Source organism: Chitinophaga filiformis, from assembly GCF_021646545.1.
Classification (GTDB): Bacteria; Bacteroidota; Bacteroidia; order Chitinophagales; family Chitinophagaceae; genus Chitinophaga; species Chitinophaga filiformis_A.
Genome location: NZ_JAKIRP010000009.1, coordinates 25,297 through 46,329, shown reverse-complemented (window position 1 = coordinate 46,329; position 21,033 = coordinate 25,297). Strand labels below are relative to the sequence as shown.

Below are 21,033 nucleotides of genomic sequence, written 5' to 3'. Positions count from 1 at the left end.
TTTATCAGTTATTTACCGCCTCTTCTTTCCTCTGCTCCTTCTCAGCTTCCACTATATTGTCAATGCCCCTCAACAGGGCATCAGGATTAAAAGAAATACTGGAAATGCCGTTCCTTACCAGGAAAGCTGTAAACGCCGGCAGATCGCTTGGCGCCTGACCGCAGAGTCCCACAGGTATTTTACATCTTGTTGCTTTTTTTATCACCTGTGACAGGAGGCTTTCCACTGCCGCATCTTCCTCACTGAAAAGTTCCGCTACCAGACTGGAGTCACGGTCAATTCCAAGGGTCAGCTGCGTGAGGTCATTTGAACCTATAGAGAACCCGTCAAATATGGCCGCAAATTTGTCTGCCAACAGCACATTCGAAGGTATCTCCACCATCACGTACACCTCCAGCCCGTTTTTCCCTCTCTTCAGTCCGGATTCCTCCATTACGGATAAAACCTTATTTCCTTCGGCTACTGTACGGCAGAAAGGGATCATGACCTTGACGTTAGTAAGTCCCATATCATCCCTGACGGTTTTTATCGCAGCACATTCCAGGCCAAAAGCAGCCTTATAACCAGGATGATAATAACGGGACGCTCCTCTGAATCCCAGCATAGGGTTCTCCTCCTCAGGCTCGAACGCTTTACCTCCCAACAAGGCGGCATATTCGTTTGTCTTAAAATCGCTCATCCTGACAATCACCTCCCTTGGGTAAAAAGCTGCTGCAATGGTGGCAATGCCCTGGGAGAGACGTTCAATAAAGAAACTTTTTTTATCATCATAGCCAGCGGTCAATTCCCCGATCTGCTTCCTGGCGATGTCGTCTTTCAGGTCCGGATAACGTACCAGGGCCATAGGATGTATACCGATGGTGTGCGTAATAATAAACTCCATTCTGAGTAATCCCACTCCTTCGGCTGGATAGCCTGCAAGCTTAAATGCCTGCCCGGGGTCACTCATTATAAGCATGGGTTTCACTTTCGCAGGACGTTTGGTATCACTGAAGTCGAGTTTTACCTTTTCGTAAGGGATATCGCCTTCATACACCTTTCCCTCTTTTCCTTCACAACAGGAAACCGTGATCTTCATACCATCTTTGATCACATCAGTAGCATTTCCACAACCCACAATAGCAGGCACCTGTTGTTCCCTTGCCACAATGGCAGCATGACTGGTGCGCCCCCCGGAATCGGTAATAATAGCACCAGCCTTTTTAAGCAGTGGATCCCAGTCCGGACTTGTGGTGCGGGTGACGATGATCTCACCGTTTTGTAATTTGTCGCCCTCTGCCGGAGATGCCAATACCCGCGCAAGGCCGGTGATTACCATATTGCCTATGGCCTGACCCTGCACAAGCACATGCCCCTTTTCCTTCAGGCGGTATTCAAATTCTTCATGACCGGTTTTACGGGAATGAACCGTTTCAGGACGGGCCTGCACCATGTACAGTTTACCATCCAGTCCGTCTTTGGCCCATTCAATATCCATCGGGCATTTATAATGCTTTTCGATCAATACGCCCCAGCCGGCGAGCTGTAAGACTTCCTGATCTGTCAATACCGGCTGACGTTGGAGCGCTACCTGAGTACGCATGTTCACAATCTTCCCCGTATCATCTGCATACTTCATCGTCAACTGTTTGCTGCCTATTTTCCGCTGGATAATAGCCTGTTTCCCTGCTTCGAGCGTTGGCTTGAACACGTAGAATTCGTCAGGCTCGATGCTGCCCTGGACAATATTCTCTCCCAGCCCCCAGGTGCCGGAGATCAACACGAGATTGCGGAACCCTGATTCCGGTTCCAGCGTAAAGCCTACTCCGGAACAGGCGAGGTCCGAACGCACCATTTTCTGGATACATGCACACAGCGCCACCTTATTATGCTCAATACCGTTGTCTTCCCTGTATTTGATAGCCCTGTCGGTATACAACGACGCGTAGCAACGCAGCACCGCTTCAACAACCTGGTTCTCTCCTTTTACATTGAGGAAAGACTCGTGTTGTCCGGCAAAGCTGGCATAGGGCATATCTTCGGCAGTAGCGCTACTGCGTACTGCAACCGGCGCAGGTCCGTTTGAACATAACCTTGCATATTCATCTTTGATCGTTTTTACTACAAAGTCGGGAATTTCTGCTCCGAGGATCAGTTTTCTTGCGGCGGCGCCGGTCTCTTTAAGATTGCTGAACTGACGGCGGTCCAAATGCTCCATCAGTTTTTCCAAAGGCTCCCACAGGTTGTTGAAATCCTGGAATGTCCAGTAGGCAAACGCCGTAGTAGCAAAACCATCGGGTATATTAATGCCCTGCGGTGTAAGATGTTTCATCATCTCTCCCATAGACGCATTCTTGCCACCGACGCTGGCAACATCCTGCATGCTGATCTCAGAAAAACTTTTTATCAAAGCTTCCATTATGCACTTTTTACTGGTGAGCAATAAACAGCGGCCATTTTATCTCCCGCATCAGCACATCTGCCATGCTGGCCCTGAACAATCTTGAAACAACGCTTCTCCGGTATGCACCAGCCACTACAACAGCCCTGGCATCTTCGCTCCTCAGACGTGAAAGGATTTCTTCGTCGGGAACCCCTCTCAGTACGGTATATTCCGCGTTGGGATGATGCCGTTTCATAAACTCTTTCATCAACCTGTTGTCAGGCACATGAAGATCTTCGTCATGACCTTTCACTGTGATCACCTCAGCAGGTAATGCATTCAGCACCGGCAGCAGATAACCGAACATCTTGATGGCATAAACTGAAGAAGGCTGTCCATCGTACAACAGAATGGACTTTCTGATGGGTACGTAAAATTTAGGTACCAGCAGTACCGGACATTGCACATCCGCCAGAAAGTCCCTGATGAATCGGGTGGGCAGGTCTTCTGTGTAACGGTTGAACGTTTCGCTTGCATCTATAATAACCAGGTCGGCATAGGTACTTTCATGCAGCAATTCCAGCAATGCGGTGTTTTTGTCTTTATGTACACTGTAGGTCAGTCCTGCCTCACTACAGGCGGTACTAAACTTCTGTACAGCCTTCTCTCTTGTTGTGGTATCTTCCACACCCAGTTCTTCCAGTGTAGAAATATTGTTGTCAGCCTCAATCAGCACCTTGTAAGGATTACGGCTGTAATAGGTCATATCATTCAGAAAAACACCCACAATATGACATTTGTTCTGTTCTCCAATAGTAATAGTGTATGATAATGTGCTTTCCGAAAATTTAAGACCATCAAATGCGGCAATAATTTTTTTCATATGAAGAATGTTGAAGGTTTACTGATGAGCAATAAATACAGGTTGTGCTACCAGTTTGAGTATGGGAGCAGCATGGCTTGGCGTAAAAAGTGTCGAAAAAGCATTCCGGCCATAAGCGCCCATAACGATAAAGTCCTTATTGCGCAATAGCAGGCTGTCTAACAGGCCAGTTTTTACATTACCGTCCATGACGATGAAATCTACATCACTGTAATGATCATGCAACCATTCTTTTAACTTATATCTTTCTTCCGGGGAAGGTCTATTCCTGTCTTCCATAACGGTAATCACCACTACCGGATGCTCCTTTAACTCGGGAAACAGATAGGTAAATTGTTTAATCGCAAACACAGATGAGCCCCGTCCATCATAAGTAAATACGATCTTCTTCAGGCTTTCAAAGCTCTCCGGAAGGATAACCACCGGGCACTCTGCATCTGCCAGTACATCTGTTACAAAACGTGTGGGAACGCTTTCCTTCGTTACGGAGAAGGATGTGGAAGCATCTATCAGCAAGAGATCAGCATACCTGCTTTCAGTAACAACATCATCCAGCGGTACCCCCATGTCGCGGTGAACAATACCTGTTACACCACGCCTTTCACAACTATTTTTGAACAACTGGATATTATCGGCCATACATTGTTCTTTTAATTCTTCCACATTCGATGTCTGCACGTTAATACCTCCTTCCATTGCGGTTTCCTTTAACATCTTTACGGGCCTCGATTCGTTTGTTAGATTTTCAAGGAAGATGCCTGTCAGTTTTGAATGGGAAAGATTACACAGGAAGCAGGCAAAATCGAGCGTCGATGGCTCCAGCTTTACTACGTCCGTTACATATAATATCTTTTTCATGGAAAAACATCAGTTTAATTGTGTTAAATAATAATCGTTATCAGGAATATCTCCTAGTGAAGCTTTACTTTCGTATTGATTGCCGCGTATGATCGTTTAAAAGATTCAACTCTTTCCCAGGGCAACGTGTTCAGCACACTTTCCCGCCTGCACCATCCACGGCGGGCCATGATAACGCCCATCTGCATGTAGTCATAATGACTGCACAACTGTGCACAGCTGTTGATAACGATCTTCACCCCTGTTTCGACCGCCCCCTTAAGAAGATGATCTGAAAGGTCCAGACGTTGCGGTTGTGCGTTAATCTCCAGTGCTGTGCCGGTAAGAGAAGCCTTTTTGAATATCTGTGACCAGTTCTGTGGCCCCGGTTCATGCTGCCCGATAATCCTTCCGGTCGGATTGGCGATACAGTTGATAAAAGGATGCTCGCATGCCTGCACCAGTTTATTTTTGTAGCGCTCCGTATCTGCTTCGTTAATGACAGCGGTTACCCAATCTGCCTCTTGCATCAATTCATCGGGAATACCTGTGCTGCCGTCTTCCGCAATGTCCACCACCATTCCTTTCTTCAGAAACGGGAATCCGATCATCTCATTTACGCGGTCAATCTCGGCAAACTGTGCGTGGTACATATCGGCCGGCAATTGGTCGGAAACAACTATATATTCGTAATGAGGGAAAGCATTCAGTACGTAATGAGCAATCGAGGGGATAGCGTCCTCTCCTTTCCCGTAACTGCTATGGATCCTCATATCGCCCCTGATCTGGTTTACATTGATCAGTTCCGGCAGCATGTTACGTGCTGCTCTGAATATTTCCCTGCCACCCTCACGCAGCTCAGGAGAAATATAGGAAAGACCCAGGCGACCATATATCTCTTCCTCGGTGCGGCCGGCTACCCGGGCGCCGGTGTCCATGTCAAAAAGGCCATCAGCTGTTAGATTAAATCCTTTCTTCTGCGCCCGTTCACTAAGCTGGCCCACATGCTCCAGGGAACCAGTATAATACAATAAGGCAGCTCCATAAGAACTATCACCCGCTATCCTGATATCGAGCTGGATATCATTGTATAACACCGCACAAACCTTTCTCCTGCCTGCTGCCGCAAGCCTTTGTACCTGGGGTACCTCCGTTAAATGTTGTACAAAGCGTTCTCTGTCCTCTTCTGCCACATTTACCACCATATCGATATCCCCTACAGTTTCGCCCCCTCTTCTCAGGCTGCCCGATAGTGATGCCGCCTCCACTTCCGGGATCAGCCTTATAACACGGAGTATTTCATTTCCCTGCAGAATCGCGTCCCATAACAATAAACGGGAACCCTTCGATTTATAGAGCTTAAGACTGCGTTTCAGATCATCGACCTTTGCATTACTGATGCCTCTCACCCGTTTAATTCTACCCGACAGAATAAAAGTTTTCAGTTGCTCAATAGTCGTAATATTCACTTCTTCATAGAGCTTTTTGACCAGTTTCGATCCAAATCCCTTTACTTCCAGGACCTCAAGCAGTTCCACAGGCACCTTCTGAATGAGGCGCATATATTTTCTCAAAGTACCCGTGGTCGTAAATTCGTTCAGGTCTTTCAACAGGTTGTCGGGCATATGGAACAGGTTCCCGGAAGAGTGTAGATAACTACTGATTTCATCTTTCAACTTACTTACTTCGATGGCCATTTTTTCATACGCCCTGGCCACAGTTGCACGCCCCTGATACCTGTAACAGGCAGACATATGGTGATAGATCTCGGCCAGTTGTTCTTTACAGCGTGACGACGTTACAGGACTAATAACGGTCATAAGATGATGTATTTTTAGATGACTTAATACGCAATACCGTCATAGACAAAATTGCCAGTGGCCAGGGGCTGATCTTTTTCTCTCTCATCAGGAACAAACAGGCAATGGCTAATATTACTGTGCAGGGGAAAGATGCGCCGGCACCCAGCGGGGCAATAGCCAGGAGAAAGACAACAGCTCCTCCCAGGGCGATCTTTTCCAATGATCCCTTCCATAACAACGCCAGCCCGATCAATGCCTGTCCTGCTGCTATGGCCAGTACAAAACCAGTAATATGACTGCTGAAATATCCGTTAATGAACCGCTCATATGCAGGTAAGGCAGCAACATCTGCATATGTTCTGTAGATCTGCGGATGAGAGATTGAAATAACCGTATTTACGACAGCGCCGCCAAGAAATAACAGGGACATGCACATTCTGCCATAAACAGGCTTGATGATACTGATATACAGGATCAGCACTGCAATGAAAATAGAAAGCATATAAGCTTGTGAAAATATATTGCCTCTCATAACCGGGTATTTATATAATTGGGGAAATAAAGAATCTGTTTCAAAGCTATTGCTAATACCCCGGCTGTTCAATAACGGTCATTATCCCATTGGCATATAATAATCATCCCCCCGGATGATCGAGGTCACTGGTCCACGGTTTTCAATGACCTAATTTTGGTTCAACACTTAAAATTTATATTATGAAAAAGAATATGGGCCAGTTTGACCGGATCGTCAGGGTTGTACTCGCATTAACAGCATTCTTCTTTGTTTATAACAAGATAGTGACCGGCACTGCCGCTATCGCTATGACGATCGCCGGAGCAGTATTCATCGTGACAAGCGTTGCGGCAGTTTGCCCTTTGTATGGCCTGTTTGGGATCAGTACCTGCAGAACGCATCACTCTCATACCTGACCTTCTTACATAAATACCCTCTTATCATTAAAAACTACATCGCTATGAGAAAGATACTATTATCATTTGACGGCACTCATTATTCTAAAGGCGCGTTCGACTTTGCGAAAAGAATGAATGAAGACGAACCCATACTGCTGACCGGCGCTTTTCTACCACAGGTAGACTTTGCCAACTCCTGGAGTTATGCCCATGGTGGCGGCTCAATGTACATCCCCCTGATAGAGAGTTACGACGCGGATATTGTTGCCGCCAATATTTCGAGGTTTGAGGAAGATTGTGTCAAACATAATATAGAGCACCGTGTACATACAGATTTCAGCTCATTTGCGTTACCTGAACTACAAAGAGAAAGCAGGTATGCTGACCTCATGATACTGGGGAGTCAACGGTTCTATGAGAACCTGGGGTTGGAGAACCCTAATGAGTATCTGCGGGATGCCCTGCATGATGCAGAGTGCCCGGTGCTCATAGCGCCTGAAAAATTTGACTATCCGGAAAGCGTAGTACTGGCCTATGATGGCAGCAGTTCATCTGTGTATGCCATCAAACAATTTGCATACCTGTTCCCTGAACTTTGCAAAACCAGTACCATACTGGTATACGCAAGCAAAAGGGAAGGAAAACGCATGCCTGATGAGGATTATATCAGGGAACTGGCCGCCCGCCATTTCAGCGATCTGACCTTTTATGAGCTGGACGTCAATCCGCGGGACTACTTCTCTACCTGGATTGCTGACCTGGACAGCCCTATACTTGTAAGCGGTGCATTCGGTCGCTCCGGCTTTTCCCAGATATTCAGACAAAGCTTTGCATCAGATATTATAGCAGAAAAACAATTTCCGGTATTTATCGCGCATAGATAAACAGATAACAGTACATAGTCGTTAACACCAAAATGACAAGGTCTGCTTTTCAGCAGACCTTTGTTGTTAAATAGGGCCAGGTGTATCGTGTTAGAAGCAAACAGTTTACAATATTGTCAGATGGAAGATTCATACCGTCCTGTCAATTCATCCAACCTTATCCTGTAGATGACCGGACGTAATTCCACCGGCACATCTTCATCGCCCGCGCTTTCATGCGCCACCTGAGGCAACCTCGCCGTCTCACTTACCTTCAGATGTTTCAGACGGCTTACAAGAAACTTCATTGCATAGTAGCGCTCCCTTTCGTCGGTGATTTCTTCATAGCTGCCTTGTGCAATGACACTCTTCCAGTTGCCGGCATCGTAGATTTCATCCACCTCGAAACACACTTTAGGGTTCCTGCGCATCATCGATATCTTTAGCCCCTCCCTGGAGTGGACAATGATGTACTTTTCATTATAAGCATAACTGACCGGTACAACGTAGACACGGTCTCCATCATGGCAACCGATCCGGCCGGTCACGTTCCTGCTCAGTAGCTCGTCGATCTCCCGTTGCGAAAGTGTACCCAACATATACATGGGTTTAAATGTGAAAAATAAATAACCAATACAAATAGACTGTATTTATACGGGCAGGACAATGATGAAGATCATCGGTTATATTATCTTTCATCATTTCCGCACAGATGCATATCTCTTAATTTGGCATAAAAAGACAAATATGAAAGCACTGGTATATCACGGCCCCGGCCAGAAATCATTTGAAGAAAAACCCAAACCCGTATTAGCAGCCCCTACTGATGCCATTGTCAGGATCCTCAAAACGACCATCTGTGGCACCGATCTGCACATTCTGAAAGGTGATGTTCCGGAAGTAACTGATGGCCGCATCCTTGGCCATGAAGGCGTAGGCGTAATCGAAGAAACAGGTAGCAGTGTCACAAACTTCAAAAAGGGCGATCATGTCTTAATCTCATGTATCACCTCCTGTGGCAAATGCGAATACTGCAGGAAAGGCATGTATTCCCATTGCGAAAACGGAGGATGGGTATTAGGGCACCTGATAGATGGCACACAGGCTGAATATGTTCGAATTCCTTACGCAGACACCAGTCTTTATCATATACCACCCGGCGCGAATGAAGAAGCCCTGGTAATGCTCAGCGACATACTACCTACCGGTTATGAATGCGGCGTACTGAACGGCCGGGTACAGCCTGGCTGTACAGTGGCTATAGTAGGTTCCGGTCCTATCGGCCTGGCATCGCTATTGACAGCGGAGTTTTACTCACCCGGTGCTATTATCATGATAGATCTGGACGATAACAGGTTAGAAGTATCTAAGCAATTTGGCGCTACTCATACCATCAACAGTTCTAAAGAAAACACTGTAGAACGGGTCATGGCCATTACGGGCAACCGTGGTGTAGATACAGCTATTGAAGCGGTAGGGGTTCCTGCCACTTTCGAGCTGTGTACCGCTATCGTCGCTCCCGGCGGCTGCGTAGCCAACGTGGGGGTGCACGGGAAACCGGCCGCCCTTCACCTGGAAGATCTCTGGGCAAAGAATATCATCATTACTACCAGGCTGGTAGATACAGTTACGACGCCTCTATTATTGAAAACAGTCGTATCCGAAAAACTGGATCCCTTAAAGCTTATTACACACCGCTTCAGGTTGACAGATATCATGCAGGCATATGAAACGTTCGGACAGGCAGAGAAAGAGAAATCACTTAAAGTAATATTGTCCAATGACTAACGGATTACCCGGCGCCATGCGGGCCATGGTACTGGAAACACCCCGTTCACCGCTGCAATTGCAGCAACTACCTTTACCCATTCCCTCGCCAGGGCAGGTATTGATCAGGGTAATTGCATGCGGTGTGTGCAGGACGGACCTTCATATTGTAGACGGCGAATTACCATCCCCTAAACTGCCTTTAATACCAGGACACGAAATAGTTGGTATGGTCGTACAGAATGGTGCGCGAACAGACCAATTCAGGCCAGGAGACATCGTAGGAATTCCCTGGCTGGGATATACCTGTGGTAAATGTAAATACTGTCTGCATGAGCAGGAAAACCTTTGCGAACAGGCCCTTTTCACCGGCTATACTATTAATGGTGGATATGCAGAATATACAACAGCCTGCGCACGGTACTGCTTTCTCCTTCCAACGGTTTATGCCTCCGCTGCCGGAGCACCTCTTCTTTGCGCAGGATTGATAGGCTACCGTTCCTGGCAGATGATCAATCAGCATGCACAACACATAGGTATTTATGGTTTCGGAGCGGCAGCACATATCATTACACAGATCGCAAAATATGAACATAAGTCCATCTATGCCTTTACCCGTGGAGATGATACGCTTGCACAAATGTTTGCCATAGAGCTGGGGGCCGTGTGGACCGGCCCATCCGACCAGGCGCCACCGGTGAAGCTGGATGCAGCCATCATTTTTGCACCGGTCGGTTCACTGATCCCCACGGCCTTATCCCATCTGGACAAGGGCGGGCAGATCATATGCGGAGGTATACACATGAGTGACATTCCATCGTTTCCCTACCGCCTTCTCTGGGAAGAACGTTCAATAAGATCTGTGGCGAACCTTACGAGGAAAGACGGCGAATTGTTGTTCAAAGCTGCCGCAGAAGCGAAGGTTACAACAACAATACAACAATACAAACTTTCTGAAGCGAATGATGCACTGGATGACTTGCGTAAGGGACTGATAAGGGGAGCAGCTGTACTTGTACCAGACCACATCTAAAATCACTACTATGTTATCAGGATGGATATGGCTTTCAATAGCCGTTATTTTTGCCTTTATTCTCCGCTATTATTATGTGCGCTTCTATAAATTACTGGACGCAGATCGTGAAAAATTGCTCCTTCAATACTGCACCCAATACCCCGCTATACTGACGGAAGCATCTATACATCACCTTCCTGCTGTCATAAAGTTATGGCTGGCACGCAGCGGCGTATTGAACAGGGCCTTCGTTGGAGCCGTTCACCTTCATCAGCAGGGAGAAATGAGGACCAGCCATAACGGCAAATGGATGCCTGTTGAAGCGGAGCAATTATTCAGTACCACGGTTCCCGCCTTTCTCTGGGCGGCAAATGTAAAAATGTTTCCCTTCCTTCACCTGGCAGGTAAAGACAACTACATAAACGGTAAAGGTCATATGCTGATCAGCCTACTTTCGGCAATACCCATTGTAAATGCGAAAGGGCCTGCCATTGACCAGGGTAGCTTGGTGAGATACCTTGCCGAAACAGTATGGTTTCCTTATGCCGCTGTGAATGATCATATCAGATGGAAAGAAGTGGATGAGTTAACCGCATGGGCAACCATTACATACAAAGGAATATCTGCATCGGCACTCTTCCGCTTCAATGAGGAAGGAGATTTCATCAGCCTCACAGCCAAAAGGTATTATCTGGCAAAAGGCCGGACAACATTGGAAGACTGGCTGGTGGAAACAGGGCCGGGGGCTTACCGGCTATTTGAAGGCATACGTGTACCAGATCGGTTACAGGTAACATGGCTGCTCAAAAGTGGCAGGTTTACCTGGTTCCTGCTGAAGATAACCGACATAAAGTATAACGAGAACCGGAAACCGCAACCCGCTAAATCACCACGGCATGAATATCTCTGAAATAAATAAACAGCAACAGAACAGTGCGGGTTTCCGCTCCGGTTTCCCCGCAAATGAAGAAAAATATTTTCTTGAAGGGCCAAGGTCAAGGCTGCGCGAATTGGGATTTGTGCTGAAAATATTAAAGGAATTTATCCGCGGCTTCAGAATGCTTCACTTTGTCGGCCCCTGTGTGAGTGTGTTTGGCTCAGCCAGAACAAAACCGGGTACTCCCTACTATGATGATGCCTACAAAATGGGAGCGGGAATTGCCAGCCTCGGTTTTACGGTAATGACCGGCGGAGGGCCTGGCATTATGGAAGCCGCCAACAAAGGCGCTTACGATGCCAACGGATATTCCGTAGGCTGCAATATACTGCTGCCCAAAGAGCAAAAACCTAATCCCTACATGCAGAAGTATTTCAATTGCAGGTATTTCTTTGTACGCAAGGTGCTGATGTTTAAATACTCCTATGCATTTGTCATTATGCCAGGAGGTATCGGTACTATGGACGAATTCTTCGAAGCACTTACCTTGATACAGACAAGAACGATCCTTGATTTTCCCGTCATACTAATGGGTAAAAGTTACTGGGAACCACTGATGCCACTCTTTCACAAAATGCTCGAAGAAAGAATGATCGATAGCCACGATCTGAAATACATGCTGTTTACCGATTCCCAGGAGGAAGCACTGGCGCACATAGAGAAGTATGCCGTGGAGAAGTACCGTTCCAAACGGAATATACTATACAAAAAATTCCTGCTATTAGGCGAACGACAATGAATAACCAGCTTTCCAATACAGCTGTAATTAAAGGGCTCCGTACTGCGGATGTCGATGCCCTGCAACAACGGTTCGGGAAAAATGTTTTCACTCAGCACCGGAGGTGGCGCCTGTGGGCAATACTGAAGAACATCGTAACGGAACCCATGTTCTTACTCCTGGCATTTGCCGCCGGACTATATTTCCTGTTAAACAGTATCACGGAAGGCATGATGATGCTAACCGCTATATTGCTCGTCTCCGCTATTTCGTTCTACCAGGAAATGAAAAGTGAGCGTGCCCTGGATGCCCTGAAACAGTATACGGCGCCATTAGCTGTCGTAATCAGGGATGGCAGGGAAATTGCCATTGCAACAACAGAACTTGTGCCTGGTGATATATTGTTGCTCCATGAAGGCGATATGGTTCCCGCAGATGCGGTCATCCTGAGCGCTAATGATCTTGCGGTCAACGAATCTGTTATCACCGGTGAATCCTTTCCTGTCGAAAAGCAGGCAGCCAATAAAACGCCCCTTTATCAGGGTAGCACCATCAATTCAGGCGCATGCACCGCAGTTGTAACCAATACGGGCAATAACACAACATTAGGTAAACTTGGCAAAGCCATTGCCTCAACAGCTGATGAAAAGACGGTGCTTCAGCGCCAGACCCAGGTCTTCGTAAAGCAACTGGCACTTTTTGGTATTGCGGGTTTTGCAGTCGTATTCCTTCTCAATTTTATGCGCAGCGGCGACTGGGCAGCCAGCCTGCTTCTCGGCCTTACACTGGCCATGGCTGCCATTCCTGAAGAAATACCGGTATCCTTCTCATCATTTATGGCACTGGGCGCCTATTACATGAGCCGTATGGGTATCATACCCAGACAGGCACAGATCGTGGAAAATCTGGGAGCGGCAAATGTGCTATGCCTTGATAAAACAGGTACACTGACAGAGAACAGGATGAAAGTGGTAATGCTCTATGACCACATCAACGGGCAATTGCACGATCTGGAACAAAAAGGCACTCCCGGCAACAGCCACTTGCTTTATATTGCCGCACTCGCCAGCGAACGGCATCCCTTCGATAATATGGAATGTGCAATTGTAGCGTCATTTCTCAGGGACAACGAACAACATATCGTCCTTCCCGGCATGATACATGAATATCCGCTTGAAGGCAAGCCACCTATGATGACACACGTATATCCCCAGGGAGAAACGATGCTGGCTGCTGCAAAGGGCGCAGTGGAGCGCATTCTGAGGGTATGTCATTCGGACCAGCTTACGCGGGAAAAAATCATGGCTTATGTCAATAATATGGGCAGAAAAGGATTCCGTGTACTGGGAGTGGCCAGCGCTGTCATAAAAAACAATATGTTGCCAGCCGTTCAGGATGACGCCGACTGGCGGCTGGAAGGTTTGATCGCCCTCTATGATCCTCCACGGGCATCCGCAGCAGATGTAATATCCAAACTATACGAGGCCGGCTTCAGGATCATGCTGCTGACGGGCGATCATCTGACCACTGCCTCCTACATAGCTGCCAGAGTGGGTATTTATGGTTGCCGTCAGGGAATTACAGGAGACGAAGTGATGCGAATGGATGAGAAAACACTCCTCCATACAGTAAGAGAAGAGGCATTATATGTCCGAATGTATCCCGAAGCAAAACGTAAAGTAATAGAAGCATTGAAATCTGAAGGATTCATCGTTGCCATGACAGGCGATGGCGTGAATGACGGCCCCGCTATAAAAGCAGCGCATATCGGCATTGCCATGGGCAAAAAGGGCACTGAAATTGCCAGACAGGCCGCTGACCTTATCATTACGAATGACAATCTTGCCATGATCCCTGTTGCCGTAGAACAGGGACGCAGGATCTACAGCAATCTGAAGAAAGCCATACGCTATATCATTTCCATCCATATTCCCATTATACTTGTAGCCACGGTCCCCTTACTATTAGGCTGGCGTTATCCCAATATTTTTACACCTATACATGTGATTTTCCTGGAACTGATCATGGGTCCTACCTGCTCGTTATTTTATGAAAAAGAGCCGGTAGAAGACAATATCATGCAGACCCCACCCAGGCAAAATACCGGCAGTCTTTTTAGCAAAAAAGAACTTTTCATTAGCATATTACAGGGCCTCATCATCGCCGCCGGTATACTGGTATTATATAGCATTTATATGCAGGAACACACGCTGGAGAAAACCCGTACGTTCGTCTTTACGACGCTGCTCATCAGCAATATCTTCCTCACGTTTACCAACCGCTCTTTTACAGAAAACTTTATCAAAACAATCCGTTACCACAATTCCCTGGCTCCGCTGATCATAGGGCTCTCCGTCTTGTTCCTGGTCGCAATTCAACTGGTGCCAGGCATCAGGCTGGCTTTCGGACTTACTCCGTTAAATGTCGGCGAATACGGCATTTGCCTGGCAACCGGATTTCTCAGTGTTGCCTGGTTCGAAATATATAAGCAGTACCTCCCGCCCGCCAGCTGAGGGCTGCTGTTACTCCAATTGCCGCCTGTGCCGTAGCAACCAGCTAATGCTTTGGTAATACGCAATTGCCTCTTTCGCCAGTCCACTCTCCACCTGCACAGCAGTTTCATTGCCACTCTTAAAATCAGGCAGGTATTCATGTATGCTCTTTACCGGCGACTGTACCAACAGCTTACCATTCCGCAGATATCCCAGCCCCTGGTAAGTACTGATGAAAGCCCGCTGCCTGTCCGCCGGCATATGCAGTACATCCTGTCCGAAGAACTTCGAACGGTACCGCAGATGCATTAGCCCGAGGATAGTGGGCGCTACATCTATCTGTGCGGTCAGGGTATTCACCTCCCGCGGTTGCAGGATCTTAGGGGCATATATCAGCATGGGAATGTGATATCCTGTCACCGGCAACTCCACACTACCCGCGCTACCCGCACAATGGTCAGCTACGATCACGAAGATGGTACTGTCAAACCAGGGCTTGCTCCGCGCATCCTGCAGGAATTTATTGATGGCATAGTCTGTATACTTTACCGCCCCTTCCCTTACCTGCCTGGCAGCAGGAATATCGATCCTTCCATCAGGATAGGTAAATGGCCGGTGGTTACTGACAGTCATAATATGGGCGAAGAAAGGCTTTCCGGCTGTAGCATCGCCGTCGAGTACACGTAGTGACAGATCGAACAGATCCTCGTCTGCCACGCCCCAGATATTCTGGTAATGCACCTGCTCAGCCGGTATAGCAGACCTGTCAATCACATTGTAACCATTATGACCAAAGAACTCCTTCATATTATCAAAATAGCTGTAGCCCCCATAAATGTATTGGGTTGTATAGCCGTGCCTACGCAATACACTTCCCAAGGAGAACAGATGCCCATTGTCGGGCCGCTTCACAATGCTCTGGCCTGGTGTAGGCGGTATGGAAAGCGACAGGGCCTCCAGTCCGCGCACCGTTCGGGTGCCTGAGGAATAGAGATTGGTGAACAGCAGGCTATGATGTGCCAGGGAATCCAGATATGGCGTAATATGCTCATTACCGCCAAATGTCTGCATGAAACTGGCACTCAGACTCTCAACACTGATCAGTACAACATTCAACTTTCTTTCCGGCTCCGTATAAGTGATATCCCTCTCTATATTGTAAAGGTCCTTACTTACAAAATGACTATTGGGCGTTTCCAGTTGTTGCCGCAATAAACGGAATGCAGTAGCATCAGGTATGGTCTGATAAAATTTATAATAGTCCAGCTCATTCTGTGTAAAAGCCACCGCAAACTCATACAGGCCGTTTCCTGCCAGTGAATTGGCATATTCATTCGCACTGAAATGCCGCCATTTCTCCTGCACAGCATAATATGCCAGCAACGGTGTCAGTAAGAGGCTTATTGCCACCGCAGAACGCTTTAGAAAAGGATATGGCGTCACAACGCTGGCCCTGATGTGTTTACGCAACAGCACTACAATGACAATAGTCAATCCACCAACAGCGCTTAGTATCGGCGCCAGCGGATATGACTCGGTAATATTACCCAATACTTCTGTAGTATATACCAGGTAATCCACCGCAATAAAATTATACCGGGTAGAGAACTCCTGCCAGAAGAACCACTCACTCACAGCGTTGAACAGCAACAGAAAAACCACCAGTGCCGTGATCACATACAATATGCCTGTGCGCCAGCGCACCCGGAAGGAATAAGGCATAAAGAAGAGAAAAATATAAATGATAAACCGGGCAGCTACATAGTACACCAGCACATTATGCAGATCAGCGTTAAAGTCTTTTGGTATAACATCTGTAAACAACAACAAAGCGAGCAAACCTGCAAAGAACAGACATACAAAAGGCATGACGCTTTTGCGGTAGATAAAATCATTCTGCAGCCACAGGTGTAATACATAAGGTATAATAACAAAAGAAGCTACCGACAGATCATACAATATTCCTATGAAGAGCGAGGTAATAAATTGTACTACAGATACACCCGAAGCATGCGTCCCTGCAAGTAATATAATACGGGTAAGAGCAGATAGCGACAAAAGCAAAAATACGATCAATACAATAACTGAGAACCTCCCCTTATGTTCATCTCTGGCCATACGTGCTGTTTTAATCTGCCTGCAAACTTAATAGGCAAATCTGTCGTAAATTGGAAGAAATTCTGTCGTAAATCGGAAGAGATACCAGTTCTTTAGAATCTATTCAGAATGCATCAATACTTTCACAGATGAAAATTTTAATAATAGAAGACGAAACGGCACTGGCAAAAAGTATAGGCGCTTACCTGTCAGATGAGAATTATCTGTGTGAATTTGCCACCACCTTTGCACAGGCGGTCGATAAGATCAACATTCATGACTATGATTGCATCCTGCTGGACCTTATGCTACCCGGCGGAGATGGCCTAAAGATCCTGGAAGAGATCAAGGAACAGAACAAACAGGATGGGGTGATTATCATCTCTGCCAAAAACTCCCTGGAAGATAAAATAAAAGGGTTGCAGATAGGTGCGGACGATTACCTGACAAAACCCTTCCACCTTCCGGAACTGGCCGCACGCATTTACTCCATCATCCGTCGTAAACAATTCGGCAATGTCAATATTATAGAGCAAAATGAACTCAGGATCAACCTGCTTGCCAAAACAGTTACAGTCAATGACAGGAACGTTTCGCTCACAAGAAAAGAATTCGACCTCCTGCTTTACTTCATCAGCAATAAAAACAAAGTAATTTCCAAAAGTGCATTGGCCGAACATCTTTCAGGTGATGTGGCAGACATGTTCGACAATTACGACTTCATTTACGTTCACATCAAGAACCTGAAAAAGAAACTGACTGAAGCAGGTTGCGATAACTACCTGAAAACCCTGTACGGCACCGGTTATAAATGGGAAATATGAGCAAGCTGCTGAACCTCTCACTAAAAAGATTCATGATCTATGCAGGACTGGTACTGATATGCAGTATCCCGGTCTATTATTTCATTCTCAATGAGCTGTGGCGTCATGAGCTGGATGAACATCATATTGAGCTTACACCAGCAGCAGGAAGAGAAGACCGTTACCTGATCATCGTGATCGTAACTTCGCTGACCATGTTATTCTTCCTCTTGCTGATCATGGGATTTGTACTGATCAACAGGAGGATCTCCAGACGTTTATGGCAGCCTTTTTACAACAGCCTGGCCAAGATCAAGAGCTTTAACCTCGACCAGCAGCAAACCGTAGTTTTTGAAGAAACAGACATCAATGAATTTGCAGAACTGAACCAAAGCCTCAATAAACTGATCGCCGGTAATATCGCTGTATATAATCAGCAGAAAGAATTTGCCGACAATGCCTCTCATGAATTGCAGACGCCACTGGCTATTATACAGTCCAAACTGGACCTCCTGCTCCAAAGCAAACTGCTGACAGATGAACAATATGAACTGATTGAAGACGCCAACAAGGCCCTTTCCAGAGTAGCCCGTATCAACAAAAACCTGTTGCTGCTGACTAAAATAGAGAACAGCCAGTTCATGGACAGAGAGATCATAGACCTTTCCAGATTGCTTGAAAGCACCCTGAGCCTTTTCTCCAATTTTTCTGACGACAAAGACCTGATCCTGGAAACTGATATTCCCCCGGGCATAACAGTAGAAGGCAATAAAATTCTTATCGAGATCCTGCTGAATAATCTGATCACGAATGCGATCAGGTATACTGCCAATAAAGGCACTATATCCATTACACTGTCAGATAAACATTTGTCTGTTGCTAATTCAGCTACTGAAGCTTTACAACACGACCAGCTGTTCAAACGTTTTGGCACTACTACTTCTTCCATTACGCGGGGTACAGGCCTGGGACTTTCCCTGGTGAAACAGATCTGCAGCCGGTATGAATGGAAGGTGGCATACGAGTTTCAAAACATGCATCATATCTTCTCTGTGCACTTCTGACTTCAGATTTCCTTTCGAATCGGGTAGTAACTATGCAGAAACAAACGACTGCATGAAAAGAAAGGTATTGATCCATATTCTTTTATTGTTTATTACTTCTGTAGCTCAGGCACAATCTCTCAGAATAACCATAACCGGTGTCATAAAAGATGGCACCGGAAAAAACCCGCTTTCTTTCGTCAGTGTTACGCTCAAAACCCGCGACAGCGCCTTCGTTGCAGGTACGATCAGCGGTGATGATGGTCGTTTCTCCCTGCCGGATATCAGTAGTGGAAATTATCTCTTAGTATTTTCTTATCTGGGCTATCAGCCAAGGATTGAACAGTTCAATGTAGGACAGCTAAGTACAGTGCTTGACATGGGCAATATCACACTGACACAGGATGCGAAAGCACTCAATGCTGTAACGGTAACCGGCAGACAGGAAGATATCAGAATGGACAAAAAAACATTCAGTGTGGCTGCTAATATCAGCCAGGCCGGCGGCTCTGTGCTGGAAGCCATGAAAAACCTTCCCGGTGTCACCACGCAGGATGGAAAGGTATTGCTGAGAGGCAGTGACAAAGTAATGATACTGATTGACGGAAGACAAACCGCCCTGACTGGCTTCGGCAGCCAGACAAGCCTGGACAATATCCCTGCTTCTGCCATTGAAAAGATAGAGATCATCAACAACCCATCTTCAAAATATGATGCCAACGGTAACGCGGGCATCATCAATATCATCTATAAAAAGGAAACGAAAGAAGGCTTTAACGGTAAGATCGGTCTTAGCGGGGGTTTAGGTGCACTATGGATAAAAAGAGATAACTATCCGACCATCAGGCCGCAATACCAGCGTACACCCAAGATCAATCCTTCGCTGTCATTAAACTACCGGAAAAACAAGATCAACTGGTTCCTGCAGGCGGATGACCTCTATACCAAAACATTGAACAAAAATGAATTTGTAGACAGGTTCTATGATAATGGCGATACTGTCAGGCAGCAAACCAAACGAAACCGGACCACCAACTTTTCAACGGTGAAAACGGGACTCGACTGGGCTGTCAGCAGCAACAACATCATCACTGTTTCCGGCATGTTTGGTACTGAAAAGATCCTCGACAGGGGTGATGAACCTTTCTTCAACAGCACCCTTTCTGAAAGACAACGCTTGTGGCAGTTCCTGGAAGATGAGTTAAAAACTACCGCTACATTCTCCGCCAACTGGCAGCATAGCTACAAACAACCCGGCAGAACGCTGAATGTAGGTTTAAATGCAACTTTTCACCGGGAGAATGAGAAGTATTTCTTTACTAACATTATGCCCGAATATACAGGTCTTGATTCATTCCGCGTGCTGTCTGACGAACATGTCACAGACCTGAACATCGACTATGTACACCCATTGAAACGTGGCCGTTTTGAAGGAGGACTAAAATTCCGGTACCGTTATATCCCGGTGACTATGGACTTCAAACCCGGAATTCACTCCGTACTGGACGCCAATGCAGGCGGTTGGGCAAAATATAAGGAAACCATTCCCGCCCTGTATGGCAATTACGTATACGAGAGCAACCGCGTGGAAATAGAGGCCGGCCTGCGGATCGAATATGTGAACCTGGTATACGACGTCAATCCGACCCACCCAACTTACAAGAGCGACGGCTACAACTATACACAGCCATTTCCTAACCTGCGACTGGCGTACAAACTGTCAGGCAATAACAAGTTGTCCTTCTTCTACAACCGCAGGGTAGACAGGCCTAATGAGGGAGATATCCGCATCTTCCCCAAGTACGATGATGCTGAGATCATTAAGGTAGGCAACCCTGCCCTGCGCCCGCAGTTCACCAACACGTTTGAGCTGGGCGACAAGACCAGCTGGAATAACGGTTATCTCTTCTCGTCCGTTTATCACAAACGTATGGATGCCACTATCACCCGTATCGCCAGCACCGTTCCCGGTAGCACCCTGATCTATAACATCTTCCAGAATGCGGGTAAAAGCTATAATACAGGTATCGAACTGGTGATCTCCCAGAAGGTGTCCGGCTGGGCCACTTTCAACCTGAACCTGAATGGCTACCAGAATATCATTGACTCCTTCTCGGTTGTCAACAAATACCCGGTTGAAAATGTGTTCAGTGCCACCCGGGAAGATCTCTTTTCCGGCAATGTCAAGCTGAACGGGCAGTTCCATTTCCCCCGGCATGTAGATGCACAGCTGACCGCCATCTACCAGGCGCCCGACCTGATACCACAGGGCAAGACCTTCTCCCGCTTTTCCGTAGATGCAGGTATTAAAAAGGGTATTCAGCATGGTAAAGGAGAAATATTCGTGAACGCAACGGACATCGCTAATACGCTGCGGATAAAAAAAGAGATCAGAGGGACAGATTTCAGGTATACCAGCGTTGACTATAATGAAACACAGGTAATACGTGTGGGATATAGCTATAAATTCTGATTGCTGCCGGTGCGCTCCGCCATCTGAGT

The 21,033-nt window shown here is 46.8% G+C and carries 17 protein-coding genes; 10 read left to right on the top strand and 7 right to left on the bottom strand.

Annotated elements, in window-relative coordinates; translation table 11 throughout:
- Positions 1-4 precede the first annotated feature (4 nt).
- Genes ppsA through L3C95_RS20585 form a run of 5 tightly spaced genes read right to left on the bottom strand, consistent with a single transcriptional unit; the run spans position 5 to position 6,416 of the window.
- Entirely contained in the window at positions 5-2,398 is a 2,394-nt protein-coding gene (gene ppsA, locus L3C95_RS20605) for a phosphoenolpyruvate synthase (RefSeq protein WP_236390505.1), read from the bottom strand.
- 10 nt (positions 2,399-2,408) lie between these two features.
- Complete coding sequence (locus tag L3C95_RS20600; protein WP_236390504.1) at positions 2,409-3,245, bottom strand: universal stress protein; 837 nt, start codon at positions 3,243-3,245, stop codon at positions 2,409-2,411.
- 18 nt (positions 3,246-3,263) lie between these two features.
- Positions 3,264-4,103 carry a universal stress protein gene (locus tag L3C95_RS20595; protein ID WP_236390503.1) on the bottom strand — a complete coding sequence of 280 codons (840 nt, stop codon included), beginning with the start codon at positions 4,101-4,103 and terminating at the stop codon, positions 3,264-3,266.
- Positions 4,104-4,156: 53 nt separating this feature from the next.
- On the bottom strand, positions 4,157-5,902 hold the full coding sequence (locus L3C95_RS20590; RefSeq protein WP_236390502.1) for a DNA polymerase III: 1,746 nt from the start codon (positions 5,900-5,902) through the stop codon (positions 4,157-4,159).
- Positions 5,889-6,416, bottom strand: coding sequence for a hypothetical protein (locus tag L3C95_RS20585; RefSeq protein WP_236390501.1), 528 nt, complete (start codon positions 6,414-6,416; stop codon positions 5,889-5,891). Before L3C95_RS20585 ends, L3C95_RS20590 begins: the two co-directional genes overlap by 14 nt.
- Positions 6,417-6,598: 182 nt before the next feature.
- Here L3C95_RS20585 and L3C95_RS20580 point away from each other — a divergent pair, with 182 nt between their 5' ends.
- Entirely contained in the window at positions 6,599-6,814 is a 216-nt protein-coding gene (locus L3C95_RS20580; protein ID WP_236390500.1) for a DUF2892 domain-containing protein, read from the top strand.
- A 44-nt stretch (positions 6,815-6,858) separates the two neighbouring features.
- Positions 6,859-7,680, top strand: coding sequence for a universal stress protein (locus L3C95_RS20575; protein ID WP_236390498.1), 822 nt, complete (start codon positions 6,859-6,861; stop codon positions 7,678-7,680).
- A gap of 116 nt (positions 7,681-7,796) precedes the next feature.
- Here L3C95_RS20575 and L3C95_RS20570 read toward each other — a convergent pair whose 3' ends face one another.
- Positions 7,797-8,258: a pyridoxamine 5'-phosphate oxidase family protein gene (locus L3C95_RS20570; protein ID WP_236390495.1), complete on the bottom strand. Its 462-nt coding sequence runs from the start codon at positions 8,256-8,258 to the stop codon at positions 7,797-7,799.
- Between the two features lie 148 nt (positions 8,259-8,406).
- Between L3C95_RS20570 and L3C95_RS20565 the strand changes: the two genes are divergently transcribed.
- The 5 genes from L3C95_RS20565 to L3C95_RS20545 are packed head-to-tail and all read left to right on the top strand — an operon-like array spanning position 8,407 to position 14,609.
- Positions 8,407-9,447: a zinc-dependent alcohol dehydrogenase family protein gene (locus L3C95_RS20565; protein WP_236390493.1), complete on the top strand. Its 1,041-nt coding sequence runs from the start codon at positions 8,407-8,409 to the stop codon at positions 9,445-9,447.
- Entirely contained in the window at positions 9,440-10,459 is a 1,020-nt protein-coding gene (locus L3C95_RS20560; RefSeq protein ID WP_236390491.1) for a zinc-dependent alcohol dehydrogenase family protein, read from the top strand. The genes L3C95_RS20565 and L3C95_RS20560 overlap by 8 nt, the downstream gene beginning before the upstream one ends.
- A 10-nt stretch (positions 10,460-10,469) precedes the next feature.
- Positions 10,470-11,351, top strand: a complete 882-nt coding sequence (locus tag L3C95_RS20555; RefSeq protein ID WP_236390489.1) for a DUF6544 family protein — start codon at positions 10,470-10,472, stop codon at positions 11,349-11,351.
- Entirely contained in the window at positions 11,338-12,117 is a 780-nt protein-coding gene (locus tag L3C95_RS20550) for a TIGR00730 family Rossman fold protein (RefSeq protein ID WP_236390487.1), read from the top strand. Before L3C95_RS20555 ends, L3C95_RS20550 begins: the two co-directional genes overlap by 14 nt.
- Positions 12,114-14,609: a cation-translocating P-type ATPase gene (locus L3C95_RS20545; RefSeq protein WP_236390485.1), complete on the top strand. Its 2,496-nt coding sequence runs from the start codon at positions 12,114-12,116 to the stop codon at positions 14,607-14,609. Before L3C95_RS20550 ends, L3C95_RS20545 begins: the two co-directional genes overlap by 4 nt.
- Positions 14,610-14,618: 9 nt before the next feature.
- Here L3C95_RS20545 and L3C95_RS20540 read toward each other — a convergent pair whose 3' ends face one another.
- A complete protein-coding gene (locus L3C95_RS20540) occupies positions 14,619-16,706 on the bottom strand; it encodes an LTA synthase family protein (protein WP_236390483.1) in 2,088 nt (695 codons plus the stop codon).
- A gap of 128 nt (positions 16,707-16,834) precedes the next feature.
- Between L3C95_RS20540 and L3C95_RS20535 the strand changes: the two genes are divergently transcribed.
- The 3 genes from L3C95_RS20535 to L3C95_RS20525 are packed head-to-tail and all read left to right on the top strand — an operon-like array spanning position 16,835 to position 21,004.
- A complete protein-coding gene (locus L3C95_RS20535) occupies positions 16,835-17,509 on the top strand; it encodes a response regulator transcription factor (RefSeq protein ID WP_236390482.1) in 675 nt (224 codons plus the stop codon).
- Positions 17,506-18,552: a sensor histidine kinase gene (locus L3C95_RS20530; protein ID WP_236390481.1), complete on the top strand. Its 1,047-nt coding sequence runs from the start codon at positions 17,506-17,508 to the stop codon at positions 18,550-18,552. The genes L3C95_RS20535 and L3C95_RS20530 overlap by 4 nt, the downstream gene beginning before the upstream one ends.
- 52 nt (positions 18,553-18,604) lie before the next feature.
- Positions 18,605-21,004 carry a TonB-dependent receptor domain-containing protein gene (locus tag L3C95_RS20525; protein ID WP_236390480.1) on the top strand — a complete coding sequence of 800 codons (2,400 nt, stop codon included), beginning with the start codon at positions 18,605-18,607 and terminating at the stop codon, positions 21,002-21,004.
- Positions 21,005-21,033 lie beyond the last annotated feature (29 nt).

What these genes read in the sequence shown, in the direction of transcription:
- L3C95_RS20530 (WP_236390481.1), top strand. Translation starts at nt 17,506, where the DNA reads ATGAGCAAGCTGCTGAACCTCTCACTAAAAAGATTCATGATCTATGCA.
- L3C95_RS20560 (WP_236390491.1), top strand. Translation starts at nt 9,440, where the DNA reads ATGACTAACGGATTACCCGGCGCCATGCGGGCCATGGTACTGGAAACA.
- L3C95_RS20590 (WP_236390502.1), bottom strand. Translation starts at nt 5,902, where the DNA reads ATGACCGTTATTAGTCCTGTAACGTCGTCACGCTGTAAAGAACAACTG.
- L3C95_RS20525 (WP_236390480.1), top strand. Translation starts at nt 18,605, where the DNA reads ATGAAAAGAAAGGTATTGATCCATATTCTTTTATTGTTTATTACTTCT.
- L3C95_RS20565 (WP_236390493.1), top strand. Translation starts at nt 8,407, where the DNA reads ATGAAAGCACTGGTATATCACGGCCCCGGCCAGAAATCATTTGAAGAA.
- L3C95_RS20540 (WP_236390483.1), bottom strand. Translation starts at nt 16,706, where the DNA reads ATGGCCAGAGATGAACATAAGGGGAGGTTCTCAGTTATTGTATTGATC.
- L3C95_RS20575 (WP_236390498.1), top strand. Translation starts at nt 6,859, where the DNA reads ATGAGAAAGATACTATTATCATTTGACGGCACTCATTATTCTAAAGGC.
- ppsA (WP_236390505.1), bottom strand. Translation starts at nt 2,398, where the DNA reads ATGGAAGCTTTGATAAAAAGTTTTTCTGAGATCAGCATGCAGGATGTT.
- L3C95_RS20600 (WP_236390504.1), bottom strand. Translation starts at nt 3,245, where the DNA reads ATGAAAAAAATTATTGCCGCATTTGATGGTCTTAAATTTTCGGAAAGC.
- L3C95_RS20570 (WP_236390495.1), bottom strand. Translation starts at nt 8,258, where the DNA reads ATGTTGGGTACACTTTCGCAACGGGAGATCGACGAGCTACTGAGCAGG.
- L3C95_RS20535 (WP_236390482.1), top strand. Translation starts at nt 16,835, where the DNA reads ATGAAAATTTTAATAATAGAAGACGAAACGGCACTGGCAAAAAGTATA.
- L3C95_RS20595 (WP_236390503.1), bottom strand. Translation starts at nt 4,103, where the DNA reads ATGAAAAAGATATTATATGTAACGGACGTAGTAAAGCTGGAGCCATCG.
- L3C95_RS20580 (WP_236390500.1), top strand. Translation starts at nt 6,599, where the DNA reads ATGAAAAAGAATATGGGCCAGTTTGACCGGATCGTCAGGGTTGTACTC.
- L3C95_RS20555 (WP_236390489.1), top strand. Translation starts at nt 10,470, where the DNA reads ATGTTATCAGGATGGATATGGCTTTCAATAGCCGTTATTTTTGCCTTT.
- L3C95_RS20585 (WP_236390501.1), bottom strand. Translation starts at nt 6,416, where the DNA reads ATGAGAGGCAATATATTTTCACAAGCTTATATGCTTTCTATTTTCATT.
- L3C95_RS20545 (WP_236390485.1), top strand. Translation starts at nt 12,114, where the DNA reads ATGAATAACCAGCTTTCCAATACAGCTGTAATTAAAGGGCTCCGTACT.
- L3C95_RS20550 (WP_236390487.1), top strand. Translation starts at nt 11,338, where the DNA reads ATGAATATCTCTGAAATAAATAAACAGCAACAGAACAGTGCGGGTTTC.